The following is a 19,974-nucleotide window of genomic DNA, read 5'->3' as shown; positions in this document are numbered from 1 at the left end:
TGTTAGTGGGCTACGGCTGCAGCGCCGTGTTCGTCGATGAGCGCGCCGTTGTGGAAACGGTCGATGGAGAACGGTTTGGCCAGCGGGTGCATCTCGCCTTTGGCCAGACTGGCGGCAAACACGTTGCCCGAGCCCGGCGTGGCCTTGAAGCCGCCTGTGCCCCAGCCGCAGTTGAAGAACATGTTCGGCACCGGCGTCTTGGAAATGATCGGGCAGGCGTCCGGCGTGGTGTCGACGATGCCGCCCCACTGGCGGTTCATGCGCACACGCGACAGCACTGGAAACATCTCAACGATGGCCTGAATAGTGTGTTCGATCACCGGGTATGAGCCACGCTGGCCGTAACCGACCCAACTGTCGATACCGGCACCGATCACCAGGTCGCCCTTGTCGGACTGGCTGATGTAGCCGTGCACGGCGTTGGACATGATGACGCTGTCGATAATCGGCTTGATCGGCTCGGAGACCAGTGCCTGCAAAGGATGTGATTCGATCGGCAGACGAAAGCCCGCCAGTTTGGCCATGTGCCCGGAGTTACCGGCGGTTACCACGCCGACACGTTTGGCACCGATGAAACCCTTGTTGGTTTCGACGCCGATGCACACGCCGTTTTCCTTGCGAAAGCCGATGACTTCGGTCTGCTGGATAAGGTCCACGCCCAAGGCGTCGGCGGCACGCGCAAAGCCCCAGGCCACTGCGTCGTGACGAGCTACGCCGCCACGGCGCTGAACGGTTGCGCCGATGATCGGGTAGCGGGTGTTTTTCGAGCAGTCCAGGTATGGGATTTCCTCAGCGACCTGCTTGCCGTTGAGCAGTTCGCCATCTACACCGTTCAGGCGGTTGGCGCTGACACGCCGCTCGGAGTCGCGCATGTCCTGCAAGGTGTGGCACAGGTTGTAGACGCCGCGCTGGGAAAACATGACGTTGTAGTTCAGGTCCTGAGACAGGCCTTCCCACAGTTTCATCGCGTGCTCATAAAGGTGGGCCGACTCGTCCCACAGGTAGTTGGAGCGCACGATGGTGGTGTTACGTGCGGTGTTGCCGCCGCCCAGCCAGCCTTTCTCGACCACGGCCACATTGGTGATGCCGTGCTCCTTGGCCAGATAGTAGGCAGTCGCCAGACCGTGCCCGCCACCGCCGACGATGACCACGTCGTAGACCTTTTTCGGGGTCGGCGTGCGCCACATGCGCTGCCAGTTTTCGTGATGGCTGAGGGAATGCTTGAGAAGGCCGAAGCCTGAGTAATGCTGCATGTAAGGCTACTCCTGACTCAGCGATAAACCGGGAAATCGGCGCACAGGTCTGCTACCTGGCTGGCGACGTTGGCCTCGACATCGGCATCACCGAGGTTATCGAGAATGTCGCAGATCCAGCCCGCCAGCTCGACGCATTGGGTCACCTTGAAGCCGCGGGTGGTGACGGCCGGTGTGCCGATACGCAGACCGGAGGTCACGAACGGCGACTGCGGGTCGTTGGGCACCGAGTTCTTGTTGACGGTGATGTGCGCACGGCCCAGAGCGGCGTCGGCGTCCTTGCCGGTCAGGCCCTGACGGATCAGGCTGACCAGAAACAAATGGTTGTCGGTCCCGCCTGAAACCACATCGAAGCCGCGGTCGATGAATACCTGCGCCATCGCTTGTGCGTTATCGATGACCTGCTGTTGATAAGCCTTGAAACCTGGCTCCATCGCTTCCTTGAAGCACACGGCCTTGGCGGCGATAACGTGCATCAGCGGGCCGCCCTGACCGCCGGGGAAGACGGCGGAATTGAATTTCTTCTCCAGCTCTTCGTTGGCCTTGGCGAGAATCAGGCCGCCGCGTGGGCCGCGCAGTGTCTTGTGCGTGGTGGTGGTGACCACATCGGCATACGGCAGCGGGTTCGGATAGAGACCGGCAGCCACCAGACCTGCAACGTGCGCCATGTCGACGAACAGGTAGGCACCTACCTTGTCGGCTATTTCACGGAAGCGCGGAAAATCCAGCGTCTTCGAATAGGCCGAGAAACCGGCAATGATCATTTTCGGCTGGCATTCGACGGCGATGCGTTCGACTTCGTCGTAATCGATCAGCCCGGTGGTGGTGTCGATGCCGTACTGCACGGCGTTGTAGAGTTTGCCCGAGAAGCTGACCTTGGCACCGTGGGTCAGATGACCGCCGTGCGCCAGGCTCATGCCCAATACAGTGTCGCCTGCTTGCAGCAACGCCAGATAGACCGCTGCGTTGGCCTGGCTGCCGGAGTGTGGCTGGACGTTGGCATAATCGGCCCCGAACAGCTGTTTGGCGCGCTCGATGGCCAGTTGCTCGACCTTGTCGACGTGCTCGCAGCCACCGTAGTAACGCTTGCCGGGGTAGCCCTCTGCGTACTTGTTGGTCAGGCCGCTGCCCTGCGCCTGCATCACGCGTTTGCTGGTGTAGTTCTCCGAGGCGATCAGCTCGATATGGTCTTCCTGACGCTGCTCCTCGGCGTTCATTGCCGACAACAGTGCGTCGTCATAACCTTGGATCTGGTCTTGCTTGCTGAACATCGCGGATCTCCCAGCGGCGGCGCGGCGCCTGACTTGTCGTTCGGGCTGACAGAGCCCTCTGAGAGCGATGGTAGGGCCGGACCGAAGACGCCAAATGCCTATGGACGCCACACAAAGGTGCGTTTACGACATGGCGGCGGAGGGAGCAGAAATAGCGGAAGGGAGTTACCCGTGACAACGCTGCAGACGAAAAAAGCCCGCTCCCGGCTGGAGTGATTCCAGCACAGGGAAGCGGGCTTGTCGGTTTCAGACTTTAATTTTCAGGTCTTAGCCGTGGTTTTTGCCCAGCAGCGCGTGATATAGCTCGGTATCCCCGAGAATGCCGACCACTTTATTGCCGTCCTGCAGGACCAGCTTGTTGCCGGTCTGGTAGCGGATCTGCAATGCGTCGCGCATGCCGATGTTGGAGTGCACCAGGGTAGGGCGACGGTCGAGCGTGCCGACGTCCTGGCCGGGGGTCCAGTTCTGCAGATCGAGGGGCGTAGCACCTTGCCGTGCGCCCTTGATCACATTGCCTTCGGCCAGGTCGAGCCATGAGTCGCCGCTCGGGTCAAGGCACACCGAATCGTTGACGTGCGTGCACTCATCGACCGTGCGCATCAGGCTGCGACCACACAGCACGTTCAGTGGGTTGGTGTGTGCAACGAAGGTGCGCACGTATTCGTCTGCCGGATTGAGCACGATCTGCTCTGGCACGCTGTATTGCACGATGCGGCCGTCTTTCATGATGGCGATCCGGCTGCCGAGCTTCAGGGCTTCATCCAGATCGTGGCTGACGAAGACGATGGTCTTGCTCAGCTTGCTTTGCAGGGCCAGCAGTTCGTCCTGCAAGCCTTGGCGGATGAGCGGGTCAAGCGCCGAGAACGGTTCGTCCATCAGCAGAATGTCGGCATCCATTGCCAGTGCGCGGGCCAGCCCGACTCGCTGCTGCATGCCGCCGGACAGCTCGTCCGGCTTCTTGTTGCGCCACTGTGTCAGGCCCACCAGCTCGAGCTTTTCATCGACCAGCTTGCGTCGTTCCTTTTCCGGGCGACCCTGCATTTCCAGGCCGAAGCTGATGTTCTCGCGTACTGTCAGCCAGGGCATCAGGGCGAATTTCTGGAAGACCATGGCAATGCGCTTGGTGCGCATCATTTTCAGCTCGGCCGCGCTGCAGTTGGCGATGTTGATCTGCGAGCCTTCATGCTCGACGAACAACGAGCCACGGCTGACGGTATTGAGACCGTTGATGCAGCGCAACAGGCTGGATTTACCCGAGCCGGACAAGCCCATCAACACGCAGATTTCGCCTTTCTCGATGTCCAGACTGGCGTTCTCGACGCCGACGATCTGCCCGGTTTTCTTCAGAATCTGATCACGCGTGAGGCCTTCGTCCAGCAGCTTGAGGGCTTCACGCGGGTCCTTGGAGAAGATGACGTCTACCTTGTCGAATTTGATGATACTCATGCGTCAGACCCTACCTTGGCTTCGGGTTGTTTGCAGATGCGGTCGAGCATGATGGCCAGCAATACGATTGCCAGACCGGCTTCGAAGCCGAGCGCGATATCGGCTGTGTTCAGTGCGTTGACCACGGGTTTGCCCAGACCATCGGCACCGACCAGCGCGGCAATCACCACCATCGACAAAGACAGCATGATGCACTGGGTGATCCCGGCAGCGATGCTGGGCATGGCGTAGGGCAGTTCGATGCGGGTCAGCAACTGGCGGCGCGACGAGCCGAAGGCCTTGCCGGCGTCCAGCAATTCCTGGGGTACATCGCGGATGCCCAGATACGTCAGGCGAATCGGTGCAGCAATGGCGAAGACCACGGTCGAGATCAGGCCGGGCACCACGCCCAGACCGAATAGCGTAAGGGTCGGGATCAGATAGACGAACGTGGGAACAGTCTGCATCAGATCGAGCAATGGCCGGATGATGGTGTAGAACAGCGGCTTGTGCGCGGCAATGATGCCCAGCGGCACGCCGATGACGACACAAACCAGCGTGGCGAAGAGCACCTGCGCCAGGGTTTCCATGGTTTCCTGCCAGTAATGCAGGTTGAGGATCAGCAGAAACGAAAGGATGACGAAAACCGTCAGGCCCCACTTGCGCTGGATGAAATGCGCGAGGGCGGCGATAAGGCCGATCAGTACGAATGGATTGAACCAGGTCAGCGCGAAAGTGAACCCGTGGATCATCATTTCCAGTGTCGAGGCAATCGCGTCGAAGTAGTCGGCGCCGTTGGCCGTCAACCAATCGACAAATGCGGCGATGTACTCGCCCAGAGGGATTTTATGGTCAGTCAGCATGATTTCGGGTGTCCGCTTGCGGAAGGTGAAGAGGGCAGCAGGCGGGTCAGCCCCGCCTGCTGTCGGCTTACTGGGTCAACTTGGCTTTGGCTGCCTCCAGGCCTGGCTTGCCATCGACGGTGGTCACGCCGGCGAGCCAGGTGTCGAGTACTTGCGGGTTTATCTTGATCCACGCCTTGGCGGCGGCATCAGGCTTCATTTTGTCGTCCAGGACGTTGCCCATAAGGGTGCTTTCCATGTCCAGTGTGAAGGACAGGTTCTTGAGCAACTGACCTACGTTGCTGCATTCCTGACTGTAGCCTTTGCGGGTGTTGGTGTAGATGGTCGCCTGGCCATAGTTGGGGCCGAAGAAGTCATCACCGCCAGTCAGATATTTCATCTTGAAACGCGTGTTCATCGGATGCGGTTCCCAGCCGAGGAACACGACGTCGTTTTTGCGTTTCACGGCGCGGTCGACCTGCGAAAGCATTGCGGCTTCGCTGGATTCAACAACCTTGAAGCCTGCATCTTTCAGGCCGAAGGCGTTCTTGTCGATCATGCTCTGGATCAGGCGATTGCCGTCGTTGCCAGGCTCGATGCCGTAGATCTTGCCGCCCAGTTCCTTCTTGAATTTGGCGATGTCGGCGAAGTCATGCAGGCCTTTGTCGTAAAGGGCCTGAGGCACTGCCAGGGTGTACTTGGCGTTCTCCAGGTTGGCACGCACGGTTTCGACAGTCCCGGCTTCGCGATACGGCTTGATGTCGTTTTCCATGGTCGGCATCCAGTTGCCGAGGAACACGTCCATGTTCTTGCCGTCGGCCAGCGACTTGTAGGTCACCGGTACGGAAATCATGGTGGTCTTGGTCGTGTAACCCAAGGACTCGAGTACGGCGCTGGTGACCGCAGTAGTAACGGTGATATCGGTCCAGCCTACGTCGGAGAAGTTGACCGTATGACAGGCCTCTGGCTCGGCTGCCTGAGCAAGCACCGGCATACAGAGCGTAGCGGCCAACAGCAACGATTTGGGACCTTTCATGGGTGGACTCCTGTGAGTTTCTTCTAGTCATCAGCAGGTGAACGCTGACGCGGCTTATGGGTTGGCGAGGCTTTTCGCGAAGCTCCATCACTGCGCCGGGCGATCGAGTCGGAACCGATCATGTAACAGGGAAAATCAAACGCCTACAGGGGGCGTCGTATCCAGTGCAGGAGGCGTCGTATCCAGTGCGCGCAAGGTCGCTTACAGATTCGTTGCATCGTACACACGCCCGGTTGCAGTGTTGGGACTGCTGAAAAACGGCCAGTACGTTACACAGTCGCTGCGCAGGTCGGCAGCGGTCGGTTGGCAGGTCGGTGCCTGCGCGAACGCGGTCTTTTGGAGGGGGGTAACGCCGACAAGTTCATTATCGGGTCAGCCCGTGCGGTCGTGTCGTCAGGTCTGACCATCACTTTTGATGGCTGCGCGGTTTTTGATCACACGCCTCGATGGCCGCCACCTTTTAGCGCGAAAACCCGCTGACGACCTGATTTTTCAGGGCGTGCCTTGAGTAGCACTTGGGGCACGTCTAGCCCCATGACGTTTCCCCGTGTGCTACCGAATTGCTCATCAAGAGTGCGGCCAGCGCGCCTTGGCGTCGCAAACAGACACTCGAGTCGCTGCTGGATAGACACTTCGCGACGTCGTTTTCAGGTGTTGTTGAATGGCTGATCAATTTCCGGCATGGGATTTGCGATGTCATCACAAAGCCCATCAATGAAGAGGGCTATAAGAAGAGCCTGTCCTGGGGCCAACCAATGCCATATGTGAGGAGATAGTGTGATGACATCGTTCAATCAAGGGGCTCAACCTCAGAACCGCGCGCCACAATCCATCGGCTTTCTGCTGCTGGATAACTTCACCCTGATCTCCCTCGCATCGGCGGTAGAACCTCTTCGCATGGCTAACCAGCTGTCGGGCCGCGAGTTGTATCGCTGGACCACGCTGAGCGTGGACGGCGGTCAGGTGTGGGCCAGTGACGGTTTGCAGATCACACCGGATGCCGCCATGCACAAGGCTCCGGCACTCGATACCGTCATCGTCTGTGGTGGTGTCGGCATTCAGCGCACCGTGACGCGTGAACACGTGAGCTGGCTGCAGAGCCAGGCACGTCAGTCACGTCGCCTCGGCGCGGTGTGCACCGGCAGTTGGGCGCTGGCGTGTGCCGGCTTGCTGGATGGCTTCGATTGCAGTGTGCATTGGGAGTGTCTGGCTTCAATGCAGGAAGCCTTTCCACGCGTGTCGATGAGCACCCGGCTGTTCACCCTGGACCGTAACCGCTTCACCAGCTCGGGTGGCACGGCGCCATTGGACATGATGTTGCACCTGATCAGTCGCGATCATGGTCGTGAATTGTCGGCCGCGATTTCCGAGATGTTCGTCTACGAGCGCATTCGCAACGAACAGGATCATCAGCGCGTGCCGCTCAAGCACATGCTGGGTACCAATCAGCCAAAGCTGCAGGAAATTGTGGCGTTGATGGAGGCCAATCTTGAAGAGCCGATCGACCTTGACGAGCTGGCGGTGTACGTCGCCGTGTCGCGCAGGCAGCTGGAGCGACTGTTCCAGAAATACCTGCACTGCTCGCCGTCGCGCTACTACCTGAAACTGCGCCTGATCCGCGCCCGGCAACTGCTCAAGCAGACACCGATGTCGATCATCGAAGTGGCGTCGGTGTGCGGCTTCGTATCGACGCCACACTTCTCCAAATGCTACCGCGAATACTTCGGCATTCCGCCGCGTGACGAGCGCGTGGGTTCCAACACCGCGCAACAGGTCGCCATGATGCCGATCCCGCAGGCAATGGTGCTCGCCCCATTGTCCGGACCGATGTCGGCGTTGAGTCAGGCGCGTAATGAATCGACGTTTGCGAGTGTGAGGCTTTAGTCGCCCTACGCCACAAGAGGACGCGGAGCGTCCGGAAAGGCATGCGACGCGGAGCGTCGCACGATAGTCGGGATCCAGCGTGGTATGCAGTTCGCGACGCTCTGCGTCGCAAGAGGACGCGGAGCGTCCAGAACGGCGTACTGACGCGGAGCGCCGGCACGCCAGTTGGGTTTTCGTGTGTTTACAGTGCGAAGCGCGACACCATGCTGTTGAGGTCCACGGCCAGGCGGGATAGCTCGGTGCTGGCCGCGCTGGTCTGGTTGGCGCCGTTGGTGGATTGTGCCGAGAGGTCGCGGATGTTGACCAGGTTGCGGTCCACTTCGCGAGCGACCTGTGCCTGTTCTTCGGCGGCGCTGGCGATGACCATGTTGCGTTCGTTGATTTCCTCCACGGCGCTGTTGATGGTGTTCAATGCCTGGCCCGCGCCCTTGGCAATGTTCAGGGTCGATTCGGCGCGTTCGGTGCTGTTGCGCATCGAACTCACTGCCTGCTCCGTACCGCTCTGAATGCTACCGATCATGCGTTCGATTTCACTGGTCGATTGCTGCGTGCGGTGCGCCAGGGCGCGGACTTCGTCGGCGACTACAGCAAAGCCACGCCCGGCTTCACCAGCGCGTGCAGCCTCGATGGCGGCGTTGAGGGCGAGCAGATTGGTCTGGTCTGCCAGGCCGCGAATCACGTCCAGCACCTTACCGATATCACGCGATTCACTGGCCAGGTTGATGATCAGTTCAGCCGTACCTTTCACATCGCCGCTCATGCGTTCGATGGCGCTGACGGTTTCCTGAACCAGGTCACGACCGTCGCCAGCAGATGTCGCAGCATTGCGAGACGCTTGTGACGTGCTGACGGCATTGCGCGCGACTTCTTCCACCGCGCTGGTCATCTCGTTGACCGCGGTTGCAGCCTGCTCTATTTCGTTATTCTGCTGCACCAGCCCGCGTGCGCTTTCGTCGGTGACAGCATTGAGCTCTTCAGCAGCCGAGGCCAGTTGCGTGGCCGAACCGGAAATTCCCTGCAACGTATCGCGCAGCTTGTCCTGCATGGTTTTCATGGCCAGCAGCAAACGACCGGCTTCATCGGTACCGTCGATCTGGATCGGCCGGGTCAGGTTGCCTTGTGCGATGGTTTCCGCTGCATGCAGAGCCGTGGCAATCGGCGTGGTAATACTTTTGATCAGCATCCAGGCAAACACGATGGTCAGCAGGGTGGCAGCGATCAACAGTCCGACGACCAGATTGAATGCCGAATCGTACTCGCTGGACGCATCCTTCTTCACCTGGTTCAACTGAGCCGTGTTGAACTCCACCAGTTTGCTGAGCACAACATTCATCTGGTCGGAGTTGTTGAGCATTTCGTTATTGAGCAGGCCCTGCAATTCATCGATCTTGTTGGCGCGAGTCAGGGTCTTCAGGCGCTCTTCAAGCTGGCGATATTGTCCCAGCAGTTGTACGTACTGGCTGTAAAGATTGCGCTCGTCGGGATCGCTGATGAGCTTCTCGTAAATCGCCTGAGCGTCAGTGATCTGCTTGTTGCGCATCGCCATCAACTCGATGGTTTTCTGCTGGGTTTCCGGGTCGCGGTTGACCAGCAATCGATAGGACAGAACGCGCAAACGAATGCTGACTTCAGCGAATCGGTCAAGGCTCTTGATGCTCGGCACATTGTTGTCGGCCAGCACTTCAGTGGCGCCACGGATCTTGCTCATCTGAGACAGTGCAAATACACCCAGAGTCAACATGAGTGTGCCGATCATGGCAAATCCAAGAAACGCTCGGGGCGCGATGTTCATATTTCGCAGGGACATAGAAAGCTTCCAGGGTCAGGTACGCAATCCATGCGATTTAACGGTGAAGGGAATGCAGTGAATGGCTGCCTATCGGTCATGCGACTAACGTCTTGAGTCAGTAGGCACTAAATATTGACGACTTATTACTGACGGTTATCTTTGGATATGGCTGACATTCGCGCAAACCCTTGAAAAGACTGGGTTGAGGGGGGTTAGGGTGATGTCAGTTTGCCCATTGGCTGTGCGCATTTGTCGCAGTTCGGGGCGGTCTGACGAACAGCAGGAACCGGATTCCGAATACGTAGTCACAAGCCCCCTATGCGTCTACGTTATGGACATGTCAGCGTCATGACAGATCAGTATCAAAGCCTGAGCGCTGGCATGCGCAGCGACTTTTCTTTATCGTACGCGCCCGTTGAAATTTGCTCGAGAAATCAAAATGTTGGAAGCCTCCCTTAGCCAATTGGAACAACTTGTCGGTGATCTGGTGCAACAGAACCAGGCCCTTCAAGACACAAATGCACAGCTCGGTGCCGAGCTGGCAAAAGCCAAGGACGAGAACGAGAACTTGCAACTGAGCCTGATGGAGCAGGAAGAGAAGCAGGGCAGCACCGCCGCCCGTATCCAGGCACTGGTTGATCGCGCGACCAGCGCAAGCGCTGTTGGCGCATGAACGTCGATGGCAACGGTGTAACCGTTCTCACCATTCTGGGTAATGAGTACTCGGTCAAAGCCCCCGCCGGTGAAAACCTGACCCTGATGAAGGCCGCGGCGATGCTCAATGCGTCGCTGGCCGACACCAAGCGCAAATACCCGACGTTGATCGGTGACCGTCTGCTGGTTCTGGCTGCGCTGAACCTCTGTTCGCAGCAAATCGAGCTTGAGCAATTGCACAAGGTCGAGCTCAAGCGTTACCGCGAGCAGGTCGACGCGACGGTGGATGTAATCGCCAAGACCATTTCCCAGAGCTAAGTGCAGGTCGCAGTCAAAACGAGTGCGATTGCTTGCGTCTGCGCCATTGCCCGAGTCGCTCCTCCAGTAGCCGCGGGCTGTCGATCTGCTGACGACGGGCGTGGCTGAACAGGATCAGCGCCAGCTCTGCGGTGACCAGTGCATCAGCGCTGGCGTTGTGACGCTCTTCGGCATGCAGGCCAAAAAACTGCGTCCAGTCGTCCAGCCCTGCGTGACGCAGGTTGGCTTGTTCACAGAGCATCGGGGCTATTTCTGCGGCATCGAAAAACGGATGCCGCAAGCGGTAGTCCAGGCTTTCTTTCAGTGCGCGCGACAGCATGTGCTGATCGAACGGCGCATGAAAACCCAGAATCGGGCTTTCGCCGACGAACTCCATGAAATCCAGCAACGCCTCGGCCGGCTCGCTGCCCGCGGCAATCGCACTGGGCGCCAAACCATGAATAAGCACGGCCGGGCTGACCTTGTGGTCGACGCGCAATAGCGTACGCTCGAACTGTTGACCCAGATCGATGGCACCGTCTTCAATTACGACCGCACCGATGGACAGCACTTGATCGCGGTTCATGTTCAAGCCGCTGGTTTCAAGGTCCAGCACGACCCAGCGCTGTTGGCGCAACGGCTTGTCGCTGAGGTTCGCGCAGACCGGCAGCTTTTTGAGGCGATCCAGTTGATGCGCTTGCAAGGGTGTCTTTTTCGCGCGCGGCTTGAGCCATTCGAACAGGTTCATAGTTGATAACGCAGGGTCAGGCTGGTTTGCAGTCGCTGCGCCTGGCGAAACGATTCGCGCAGAATGCGTCTGTCCAGATGGTTGAGCGTGTCAGGGTCGATGCGGTTGGAGTAAGGAAGGTTCTGGCGGCTTTGCAATTGATGTTGCTGCATGCGGGTCTGCTGAATGAAGTGGTACGCCTCTTCATACGCAGCGCCATCTAGGGGGGCGATGACTTCACGTTCGACCAGTTGGCGCAGGCGTTCCTGGGTATTGTTGACGCCGACACCATTGGCAAGCGCAAGCAGGCGCGCCCCGTCGACAAAGGGCGTCAGGCCTTCGGTCTTGAGGTCCAGAGTGTCTTTTTCGCTGCCTTTGCGCGCCAGGACGAAATCCTTGAAGCGGCCCACCGGCGGCCTTTGGCGCAGTGCGTTCTCGGCCATCATGCGCTGGAACAGCTTGTTGTCTGCTACCTGATCAAGAATGCCGCGGCGCAGTTGCTCGCCGCCGCTCTCATCGCCCCAGACGACGCGCAGATCGAAATAGATACTCGATGCCAGCAGGTTCTCCGGAGTTGCCTCGCGGATAAAGGCTGCAAAGCGCTGTGACCATTCGAGCCGGGACAGGCACAGGTCGGGGTTGCCGGCCATGATGTTGCCCTTGCACAGGGTAAAACCGAACTGTGCCAGGCTCTGATTGATACGTTCGGCAATCGGCAACAATAACGTGCGGATCTGCTCTGCCTCCGCCGCATCGCTGGCTTCAAACAGAATGCCGTTGTCCTGATCGGTATGCAGCGTCTGCTCGCGACGGCCTTCGCTACCAAAGCACAGCCAGCTGAATGCAATGCCGGGGTCGCCATTTTCTGCAAGTGTCAGCTCGATCACGCGGCACACGGTGTGGTCATTGAGCAGGGTAATGATCTGGGTTATCTGGGTCGAAGAGGCACCATGGGCCAGCATGCGCTCGACCAACTGGACGATATCGCCCCTCAAACCGGCGAGCGCCTCGATACGCGGCGCATTGCGGATGGTCCGCGCCAGGTGGACCAGGTCGACCCGTTGCAAGGAAAACAAATCGCGCTCCGATACCACGCCACACAATCGCCCGTCTCTGACCAGGCACACGTGGGCGATGTGACGTCCGGTCATGGCGATGGCCGCGTCGAATGCGCTGGCGTCCGGGCTCAGATGGAACGGCGACAGGCTCATGGTGTGTCTGACCGGCGCGCTGAAATCGGCATTCACATCGGCAACTGCCTCACGCAGGTCGCGCAGGGTAAAAATCCCCAGCGGGGCCTGCTGCTCGTCGACAATCACGATGCTGCCTACCTGCTGTTCATGCATCAGTTTCACCGCGTCGCGCATGGGTGTTTCAGGGCTGCACATCACCGGGTGACGCATGGCCAGTTCGCCCAGACGTGTATTCAGGGAATACTGCGTGCCCAGGGTTTCAGCGGCGCGCTGCTGGACCTGCTGATTGACCTGATCCAGCAGGCTGCTGACACCACGCAGGGCAAAGTCGCGAAACGTTGTGGAAAGCGCGAATAGCTTGATGAACGCCTGCTTGTTCAATTGCAGGCAGAAGGTGTCTTCTGCAGCCAGGTGTTCAGTGCGAGTGGCACGCCCGCCCAGCAGGGCAGCAAGTGGAAAACACTCGCCAGTGGTAATTTCAAATGTTGTTTCTGTGCCACCTTTGGCAGAATGCGGACGTTCACCGACGATTCGCCCCTGCTTGACGATGTAAAAGTGCTCTACCGGGCCATCGCCAGGCTTGATGATGCTTTCATCCGCAGCATAGAACCGGAGCTGACACTGCTCTACGAGGTACGCCAGATGCGCGTTTTCCATCTGGTTGAAAGGCGGGAATTTTTGCAGAAACTGCATGGTGCCGTGTATGTTCTGTAGCACGGCTGTCTTGCCTGCCTGGGTGAAAGCATCTGCTTTGCTCATGGCCTGTTCCGCGTTCTTGTTATTGGTGCTCATGGTCGGCCGCTTGCAGCCAGGTGCCCATTGGACGTAAGTCTTACGCTTGAACCGAGTGACAGTGCCGTGCCTGCTGCGGCGTAACTGATTTGACGAACGCAATGGATTGCGAGCGAAGACTGGCCAGGATGCCGACGAAATGCATCGCAGATTTATCCATATCTGCTGTCGGATTAGTTCAGGGAATGATGAGACTGCAATGATTGACCACGACATTTTGAGCGATGAAGAGCGCAATGCCCTCCATGAGGTCATGCTCACGCCCGCCCGTGACGCACCGCAACGAGTTCTGATCGTCGATGACGACAGCGACGCGCGCGAGCTGCTGGCCGAAATGCTGAGCCTCAATGACATCAGTTGCATGACCGCACCCGGTGGCGACAGCGCGCTCGAAATGATCCAGACGCGTCAGTCCATCGGACTGCTGATTACCGATTTGCGCATGGCACCTTTCGACGGGCTGGACCTGATCCGCAAGGTAAGGGAGTCGGATCGCGCCGAACTGCCGATCATTATCGTCTCCGGCGATGCCAACGTGCGCGATGCCATCGATGCCATGCACTTGAACGTGGTGGACTTCCTGCTCAAGCCGCTTAACACCAAGCAGCTGGTGAAGCTGGTAAAGCGTGAGCTGGGAATGAATTGACGCGTTAGTCGTGCAGTTGAATGACCAGCGTGTCGATCCCCGTTTTCACGGCGGCGGAAACTGCGCTGCAGTGCGCTGACCGTCGATATTGGAGAGCTTCTGCCAACGCAGCAGGTTACGCCAGCCGACAACGGTTGAGTCCCGTGCCCGTTCACGAACGATCAACACCAGTGGTCGCCAGGTTTCTTTGGTCAGCAAAATATCGTCAATGGCCTGCTGGGCCTTTTCCGCTGCCTGCACATCCCCGCGCTGCAAAGCCACAGCCTGAATGCCGCGATAGCCGTCTATTTCGGCGCCTGCCCGGCCCTTCATCGAGTAATTGACGTTGTACTGGCAATACTTGCTGTCCTTGCCCAGACGTTTGATTGTCGCCTCGAAAGCGTCAAGGTGTATAGCCGCGCGCAGGCGGTTGTCGGGGGTGTTTTTGTTGCCTGTCTCATCCGGCTCCAGTGTTTCGATGCAACGCATCAACCACAGATCGCGGTTGGCGTTGATTTCGGCCTGCATGTCGCGCGGCGTGGAGTAGTGCCGGTCCAGATCGGCGTCCTGTTTGTCGCCAATCAGGAAGGGCGATATTTCGTTCTTTTCCAGCGCCCAGGCCAGGTCTCGGGACATGCCCAGTTGCAAACCCAGCCCCTGACCCTGAACCCCATGGTTGGCACCTTTTTCTACTGACGTGGCCGAGCTGGCAATCGGCGCGAAGTTCAGGTTGGCGGTGACCCCCGCCCGTTGCTGAGCAGTGTCACCCTTGGCGCCGACAACGCTGATGAATCCGCCGGTTTCCGTGCGTGTTTCCTTGATTCGATCCGCTTCGACGTACACCGAAGGTTCCGGCGTCAGGGTTTGAGAGGCATCGCTTGCGCCATCCTTGAAACGTACCGCCGGGACGCGCAATGCCATACGCGCCGCGACGTTGCGGGTGCTGGACGTCGCATCTATCTGGCTGACAGAGACCTCCGGGTTACGCGCCAGTATGGCTTCCAGCGGCCCGGCGTAGCGCTGGCCCTTTTGCGGGTCGATGATGTCCCAGCGCACCATGCTGTCGAGCGCGGTCAGCATGTTGCCGCGCATTTCATCGTCCTTGTGACGGGTGCGGAAAAAGCGCATGAGGGTCGAGCTGGTTTGGGTTTCCTGAGCGGTAAAGCGGCCAGTGAGCGCAGCCTGTATCCCCACACCCTCTGCAACCGCGCTTCCTGCCGCCACACCGATGGTGACCTCGGCGGCTTCGGTTCGTGCTTTGCCAAAGGACATTTCTATCCCCAGAATCGGCATGAACAACTGGGCAAACGCTTCGTCACTGCGAGATTTCTCTGCCGAAAAGATCGGTGACACGATGGGCGATATCAAGCTGTAGGGCAGCGACGGCAAGCCTACGCCCAGCGTGCCTCCGCCGCCCAGCCGAAGCCGGTCGCGCAGGCGGCTTTCAAGAATGAACGGCTTGAAAAACGTCACAATGTCGCTTTTCTCGCTCAAATGCCGGGTTTTCAGCAGTTTTATCGCCGCGTTCAAGTCCTGATCAAGCACCTCTTCAACAGACTGAGCAGGTTGCAGCGCTGGCGGCAATATCTCGCGCAGGTGCTCATCGACGCGATTGATTGCCTCGTAGACCGACAGCTTGCTGTTCGCCAGTTCGCTGTACAGCAGCGGCAGTTCGATGTGCTGAGCTTTGTGCAGTACGTTGACTGCGCGCTTGCCGTTCGCGTCCGGCTTATCCCATATCTGTGATAGCCGCTGCTGTTGAACGCGGGCCTTGAGCAGGCTTTGCATCGATTTGCCATCGCGATTTTTAAGCGTCACCTGCGACAGGTGAGTGCCTTTCTTTTCCAGAGATTTGAGGTGATCGAGCAGGGCGTGGGCGGCCGAGATTTCAAGTTGCAGTCCTGGTGCACCCTTGGCGTTTTTCAGGGTTTCTTCCAGCATGCTGATACGCGCAGAAATCACCTGATCAACCTGCTTTCTGGGCGATTGCAGGCCCATGCTTTCGCCCACCGAGTAGGCCCGATCCAGCGTCGATTTAGCAAAGGGTGTTTTGTTCAGCGTGGGGACCAGGCGGCGTGGTAACGAGCTTTTCGCTGGGGCAGTTGCTGTTGCTTGCTCCGGGGTATTGGCCGCCACGGCGCGCATGACCCATTCCATCGTCGCTTTTTTCAGGCGCTGGTCATGCTGCGCATAGGGCGTGCCGGGAGCGTTGCTGAAATAACCGTTACGAACTGCGTTGAAGGCGGCGTGATCAACATCGTCGAACGACTTCTCGTCTCCATCCAGCTTGCTGCGCGCCACCTGTTTGGCGGTTTGCAGCCATGCCTTGACCTTGCCGTCGGGCTCTTTCTGCTGCGCTTCATCGGCATTCCAGAACACGCGCAAAGGCTTGGCCCGCTCGGTCACTATCGGTGCAGTGCCATCGCTGGAGAGCACTTGCAGCATTTCCATGCCACGCGGCACAGTTGCCAGTTTTCGACAGAGGTTGAGCGTGTCCTGCTGAATGCTGTTGTTTGTGGCGCTGCGGGTCCTGACCGACTTCGACATTTCTTCGGCAACGCGTGGCCAATGTTCCAGTGGGTGCTGGCTCAGTACGTCGAGCACACGGTTGGCACGTGTGGCGTCATTGCCCGTCACGTCTGCCAGCGCCGACGTTATTACCTCGATAACCGCGAAAGCTGGCAGCGATGTGGGTGGCGGCGTGCCTTGCAGGCGATCGCCGATACGTTGCAGGGCCGCTTGAATTTCATCCGCACCGGTTGCTGCAAAAGCGTGCGCTTGACTGATCTGACTGGCGAGGTACTGCTCGCGGACGTTCTTGAGAGCGGTTTTATCGATTCGTTCTTGGACCTCGCCCTCTGCAGGCGTGGTGACCTGGTCTGATGCGGGCAGTTTCTGATCAAGTGTCTTGAGTGCAAAGCGCTCGTCATTGACGATCGCGATTCGCTGATGAATCTCGCCCAGCTCGTCGTTCAGGCGCGCAACATCGGCATCGACCCGCACCAGTCTTTTTGCCAGTTGCTGATGTGTTTGCATGGCCTGTGAACGCGTTGCAAGCGTCTGTCCGATGGCGGTGTCCAGCCTGTCGGCTTCGTCTGACCCTTCGGGCGTCTCCTGTCGCTGGGCGCGCAACGCAGAAAGCTGCGTATTGGCGTGCGCGGCCGTGTGCTCGGCCGCGGTCATGTCGTGATCGAGTGAAATCAGCTCACGAGTCTCTGCCACCTTGATTTGCAGTTCGATTTCGATGGCAGCGTGCCGGTCGGCGAAACGGACATCCAGCGCCTGCATGCGTGTGCGCAACTCGCCCAGCCACTGCTGAGAGAACTCGGCTTTCTGTTTAACCTGATCCTGCCCCTCACTCAGCGCACCCAGTTGCAGTACCTCTGTGCCCTGAATCAGCTCCCGAAGTTGCTGGCTGGCCAGGCGGGTGGTGGAGCCGGCCTGTTGAACGCGAGCCCTGGCATGGTCCAGTCGTTCGGTCGACGTGGGTGGGGTGGCCTGTTCGAGCGATTCAAGATGCTCGCGCGCAGCGACCAATGCGAGGGTGGCTGTGGCGAGCACCTTGCTCTGATGATCCAGCCGGGTGCTCAACTCTTTCACCGCCGCTGCGATGGTTTCAGGGCTTTGCTGTGAGTTATCGGCCTTGGTCTTGGCGTTGCTGCCATTGCTGGCGACCTCGCGTAGCGGGGCAGGCTTTAGCCACGGAAAAATCTTGGTGGTAATACCCCTTGCCGTTGAAGGGGCGGGGCGCTCCCAGAGAGACGTTGGCGCCGCCTTCAGGTGGGTCAGCGCCGAATCGACCATGCGCTGCAGTTCATGCGCTTCTTTTAGCAACGGATCGTGTTTCTCCTCGCTCGATAGGTGCTCACCTTCCTCCGGAATCCCGCTGCGCAAGGGCCGGTTTAAAGTACGACCGGTGCCGGGAATACCGAGACTGAAATTGGTCTGACGCTCGGAAAGCTTGCCAGCGATGCGCGTCTTCAGCCCGTGAGCTTGCTGAACACCTGGCGCTGATTTAGGTGCAGCAGGATTGGCGACTGGCGGAGGCTCAGTCGGTCTTGCCGTGACAGACGGTACTGCCGGCTGCGACGAAGATCCTGTTTCCAGAGGTACAACCGGGGTAGCAGAACGAGTATTGATTCTTAAGGTCATGAGCGGGCTCCATCGGCTCAGATATCAAGTTCGACAGATCAATACAGGTGGTGGTAGTAATCGACACTGCACATTCGGTGGTGCGTAAAACGTGTTTGAAGGGCTGTCGCCATGACGTCAAGAGGTTGCAGGCGACACTTCTTCAAACTGCCAGGGCGGCACGGGGGAGGCGTGTTTGCTCGGGGGCATAACGGGGGCTACGTTGCTGACTCGCGGTTTGCTTCCGTTGGTGAGTCAGCTGTGGCAGGTGCCTGAAACGTTTCCCTGCTTGAACGGGAGGTTTTTGGACCTGTCTGGATGGGTGGTCGATATGTGGATTCGGTTCCGCTTTTATTTTGGTGCGCGCGGGGATGGGTGGGTTGTCGGGGATTCAAGGAATGGCAGGTTGATCACCGACGCAATCAGAGACATTCGGCCCGATGGGGATCATTCCGGCATAGGCCATTCCTGACCCACCGCCCCAAGACATTGGCCCGCCTGCCGACTCCAGATCATGAATCTCGGTTTCCGAGAGCAATTCGCCAGTGCGGTTATCGTAGAGACGGAAAAATGCAGGGTAGCCCACCAAGGAAGCCATTTCGGTGAATGATCTTTATAGGGGTATGACTTTTATTAATGCGCCAAGGAGAGATATCACTGTGTGTCGTGCGCGGAAATACCTTGTAGTTACATTTTTATAATTAAGGATCGGGCTTGCACATGTTGATCAAGCGCCTTACATCGGGAATGACTTTTTCCCACAAATAGGGTGGGATTCGTTTTGCTTCCACGATGTGGCGAGTTGGAAAGTATCTAGGGAAGGTCTGAAGTAGCCGGATGTTTTCCGGCTACCGAGTCCTCAGCACTTTTCAAAAAACGATGCATGTCGAAATTTGCTCAATTATCTTCGCTTTTTAGCTCTTTCGGCCGCTGCAAAGCCTTTTGCGGTAACCATTTCCTGCATTACACGCGCACCTCTCCTGCGCTCGCCAACAAATGTCGGCGGGCCATCCACAGGTTTGACAGGGCGAACAACGTCACCATCTGCGCGGTGTTCTTGGCCAAGCCCCGAAAGCGCACTTTTTCATAGCCAAACTGGCGTTTGATGACCCGAAACGGATGCTCGACCTTGGCGCGAACCTGGGCCTTGGCCTTCTCGATTTTGCGGATCGCCTTGTACAAAATACTGCGTTTTCCATGCTTTTTGTAAGTGCTGCGGCGGGCGGCAATCTGCCAAATGACCTTGCGCCCAGCGTGTTCTTCGCGCTTCTCGACCCCGGTGTAACCTGCGTCGGCGCAGACTACGTTTTCCTCGCCGTGCAGCAGTTTGGCAACCTGCGTGACGTCTGCCACATTGGCCGCTGTTACTACCACGCTGTGCACCAGGCCTGACTCGTCGTCGGCGCCGATGTGAGCCTTGGCGCCGAAATAGTACTGGTTACCTTTCTTGGTTTGATGCATCTCAGGATCGCGTTTGCCATCCTTGTTCTTGGTCGAACTGGGCGCGTGAATCAGCGTGGCATCGACGATGGTGCCTTGACGCAACGACAAGCCACGGTCGCCCAGATAACCATTAATTACGCCGAGAATCCCGGTCGCCAACTCGTGCTTTTCCAGCAGACGACGGAAGTTGAGAATGGTGGTTTCGTCTGGAATTCGCTCTAGGCTCAGGCCTGAAAACTGACGCAGGATGGTCGTCTCATACAGCGCTTCTTCCATCGCCGGATCGCTGTAGCCGAACCAGTTCTGCATCAGATGAACACGCAGCATCGCCATCAGTGGGTAGGCGGGCCGGCCACCTTCTCCTTTTGGATAATAGGGCTCAATCAGGGCAATCAAACCTTTCCAGGGCACCACCTGATCCATCTCGATCAGGAACAATTCCTTACGGGTCTGCTTGCGCTTGCCGGCATACTCGGCGTCGGCGAAGGTCATCTGTTTCATCATCGAAAAGCTCGGCGACTGGTGTCCGGAGATTTTGCCAAATTAGGAAGTCTTTTTCAGAGTTTCCCTAGGGTATTAAACAAAAAAAAGCGATGTTTACTTATCACCTTC

The 19,974-nt window shown here is 58.3% G+C and carries 14 protein-coding genes and 2 pseudogenes; 4 read left to right on the top strand and 12 right to left on the bottom strand.

Going from position 1 to position 19,974, the window contains the following annotated elements:
• Positions 1–2: 2 nt before the first annotated feature.
• From LJU29_RS24800 to LJU29_RS24780, 5 genes are all read right to left on the bottom strand, one after another.
• Positions 3–1,253 carry a sarcosine oxidase subunit beta family protein gene (locus LJU29_RS24800; protein ID WP_002555602.1) on the bottom strand — a complete coding sequence of 417 codons (1,251 nt, stop codon included), beginning with the start codon at positions 1,251–1,253 and terminating at the stop codon, positions 3–5.
• Positions 1,254–1,270: 17 nt separating this feature from the next.
• Entirely contained in the window at positions 1,271–2,524 is a 1,254-nt protein-coding gene (gene glyA / locus LJU29_RS24795; protein ID WP_002555601.1) for a serine hydroxymethyltransferase, read from the bottom strand.
• A 267-nt stretch (positions 2,525–2,791) separates the two neighbouring features.
• Positions 2,792–3,970, bottom strand: a complete 1,179-nt coding sequence (gene choV / locus LJU29_RS24790; RefSeq protein WP_002555600.1) for a choline ABC transporter ATP-binding protein — start codon at positions 3,968–3,970, stop codon at positions 2,792–2,794.
• A complete protein-coding gene (gene choW, locus LJU29_RS24785) occupies positions 3,967–4,815 on the bottom strand; it encodes a choline ABC transporter permease subunit (RefSeq protein ID WP_170846044.1) in 849 nt (282 codons plus the stop codon). Before choW ends, choV begins: the two co-directional genes overlap by 4 nt.
• A gap of 64 nt (positions 4,816–4,879) precedes the next feature.
• A complete protein-coding gene (locus LJU29_RS24780; RefSeq protein ID WP_257111316.1) occupies positions 4,880–5,827 on the bottom strand; it encodes a choline ABC transporter substrate-binding protein in 948 nt (315 codons plus the stop codon).
• Positions 5,828–6,607: 780 nt separating this feature from the next.
• On the opposite strand from LJU29_RS24780, the gene gbdR reads away from it, so the two are divergent.
• Complete coding sequence (gene gbdR, locus LJU29_RS24775) at positions 6,608–7,711, top strand: choline metabolism transcriptional regulator GbdR (protein ID WP_002555597.1); 1,104 nt, start codon at positions 6,608–6,610, stop codon at positions 7,709–7,711.
• A gap of 181 nt (positions 7,712–7,892) precedes the next feature.
• Here the strand turns inward: gbdR and LJU29_RS24770 are convergent, their stop codons facing one another.
• Together LJU29_RS24770 and LJU29_RS29955 are read right to left on the bottom strand one after the other, a co-directional pair.
• The gene (locus tag LJU29_RS24770; protein WP_412778798.1) at positions 7,893–9,023 is read right to left on the bottom strand and encodes a methyl-accepting chemotaxis protein; all 1,131 of its coding nucleotides are present in this window, start codon (positions 9,021–9,023) and stop codon (positions 7,893–7,895) included.
• Positions 9,024–9,452: pseudogene (locus LJU29_RS29955) on the bottom strand (MCP four helix bundle domain-containing protein); the annotation flags it as partial.
• Between the two features lie 487 nt (positions 9,453–9,939).
• Here LJU29_RS29955 and LJU29_RS24765 point away from each other — a divergent pair.
• Both LJU29_RS24765 and LJU29_RS24760 read left to right on the top strand, forming a co-directional pair.
• On the top strand, positions 9,940–10,173 hold the full coding sequence (locus tag LJU29_RS24765) for a hypothetical protein (RefSeq protein ID WP_002555595.1): 234 nt from the start codon (positions 9,940–9,942) through the stop codon (positions 10,171–10,173).
• A complete protein-coding gene (locus LJU29_RS24760) occupies positions 10,170–10,472 on the top strand; it encodes a cell division protein ZapA (RefSeq protein ID WP_257111314.1) in 303 nt (100 codons plus the stop codon). Before LJU29_RS24765 ends, LJU29_RS24760 begins: the two co-directional genes overlap by 4 nt.
• 13 nt (positions 10,473–10,485) lie before the next feature.
• On the opposite strand, the gene LJU29_RS24755 is transcribed toward LJU29_RS24760, so the two are convergent.
• Both LJU29_RS24755 and LJU29_RS24750 read right to left on the bottom strand, forming a co-directional pair.
• Positions 10,486–11,199 carry a 3'-5' exonuclease gene (locus LJU29_RS24755; RefSeq protein WP_002555593.1) on the bottom strand — a complete coding sequence of 238 codons (714 nt, stop codon included), beginning with the start codon at positions 11,197–11,199 and terminating at the stop codon, positions 10,486–10,488.
• Entirely contained in the window at positions 11,196–13,130 is a 1,935-nt protein-coding gene (locus tag LJU29_RS24750; protein ID WP_257112871.1) for a putative nucleotidyltransferase substrate binding domain-containing protein, read from the bottom strand. Before LJU29_RS24750 ends, LJU29_RS24755 begins: the two co-directional genes overlap by 4 nt.
• Before the next feature lie 232 nt (positions 13,131–13,362).
• On the opposite strand from LJU29_RS24750, the gene LJU29_RS24745 reads away from it, so the two are divergent.
• Positions 13,363–13,809 carry a response regulator gene (locus LJU29_RS24745; RefSeq protein WP_257111313.1) on the top strand — a complete coding sequence of 149 codons (447 nt, stop codon included), beginning with the start codon at positions 13,363–13,365 and terminating at the stop codon, positions 13,807–13,809.
• Between the two features lie 45 nt (positions 13,810–13,854).
• On the opposite strand, the gene LJU29_RS24740 is transcribed toward LJU29_RS24745, so the two are convergent.
• From LJU29_RS24740 to LJU29_RS24730, 3 genes and pseudogenes are all read right to left on the bottom strand, one after another.
• Entirely contained in the window at positions 13,855–17,592 is a 3,738-nt protein-coding gene (locus tag LJU29_RS24740) for a type III effector (RefSeq protein WP_257112869.1), read from the bottom strand.
• A 718-nt stretch (positions 17,593–18,310) separates the two neighbouring features.
• Positions 18,311–18,522 (bottom strand): annotated as a pseudogene (locus LJU29_RS24735) (hypothetical protein); the annotation flags it as partial.
• 360 nt (positions 18,523–18,882) lie between these two features.
• The gene (locus tag LJU29_RS24730) at positions 18,883–19,863 is read right to left on the bottom strand and encodes an IS5-like element ISPsy2 family transposase (RefSeq protein WP_054078085.1); all 981 of its coding nucleotides are present in this window, start codon (positions 19,861–19,863) and stop codon (positions 18,883–18,885) included.
• Positions 19,864–19,974: the final 111 nt, after the last annotated feature.

The organism is Pseudomonas ficuserectae (assembly GCF_024584585.1).
Classification (GTDB): Bacteria; Pseudomonadota; Gammaproteobacteria; order Pseudomonadales; family Pseudomonadaceae; genus Aquipseudomonas; species Aquipseudomonas amygdali.
This window is presented reverse-complemented; position numbering and strand designations above follow the sequence as displayed.

Excerpts from the sequence above, each read along its gene's own strand:
- LJU29_RS24800 (WP_002555602.1), bottom strand. The coding sequence starts at position 1,253 with ATGCAGCATTACTCAGGCTTCGGCCTTCTCAAGCATTCCCTCAGCCAT.
- glyA (WP_002555601.1), bottom strand. The coding sequence starts at position 2,524 with ATGTTCAGCAAGCAAGACCAGATCCAAGGTTATGACGACGCACTGTTG.
- choV (WP_002555600.1), bottom strand. The coding sequence starts at position 3,970 with ATGAGTATCATCAAATTCGACAAGGTAGACGTCATCTTCTCCAAGGAC.
- LJU29_RS24780 (WP_257111316.1), bottom strand. The coding sequence starts at position 5,827 with ATGAAAGGTCCCAAATCGTTGCTGTTGGCCGCTACGCTCTGTATGCCG.
- gbdR (WP_002555597.1), top strand. The coding sequence starts at position 6,608 with ATGACATCGTTCAATCAAGGGGCTCAACCTCAGAACCGCGCGCCACAA.
- LJU29_RS24765 (WP_002555595.1), top strand. The coding sequence starts at position 9,940 with ATGTTGGAAGCCTCCCTTAGCCAATTGGAACAACTTGTCGGTGATCTG.
- LJU29_RS24760 (WP_257111314.1), top strand. The coding sequence starts at position 10,170 with ATGAACGTCGATGGCAACGGTGTAACCGTTCTCACCATTCTGGGTAAT.
- LJU29_RS24755 (WP_002555593.1), bottom strand. The coding sequence starts at position 11,199 with ATGAACCTGTTCGAATGGCTCAAGCCGCGCGCGAAAAAGACACCCTTG.
- LJU29_RS24750 (WP_257112871.1), bottom strand. The coding sequence starts at position 13,130 with ATGAGCAAAGCAGATGCTTTCACCCAGGCAGGCAAGACAGCCGTGCTA.
- LJU29_RS24745 (WP_257111313.1), top strand. The coding sequence starts at position 13,363 with ATGATTGACCACGACATTTTGAGCGATGAAGAGCGCAATGCCCTCCAT.
- LJU29_RS24740 (WP_257112869.1), bottom strand. The coding sequence starts at position 17,592 with ATGGTCGATTCGGCGCTGACCCACCTGAAGGCGGCGCCAACGTCTCTC.
- LJU29_RS24730 (WP_054078085.1), bottom strand. The coding sequence starts at position 19,863 with ATGAAACAGATGACCTTCGCCGACGCCGAGTATGCCGGCAAGCGCAAG.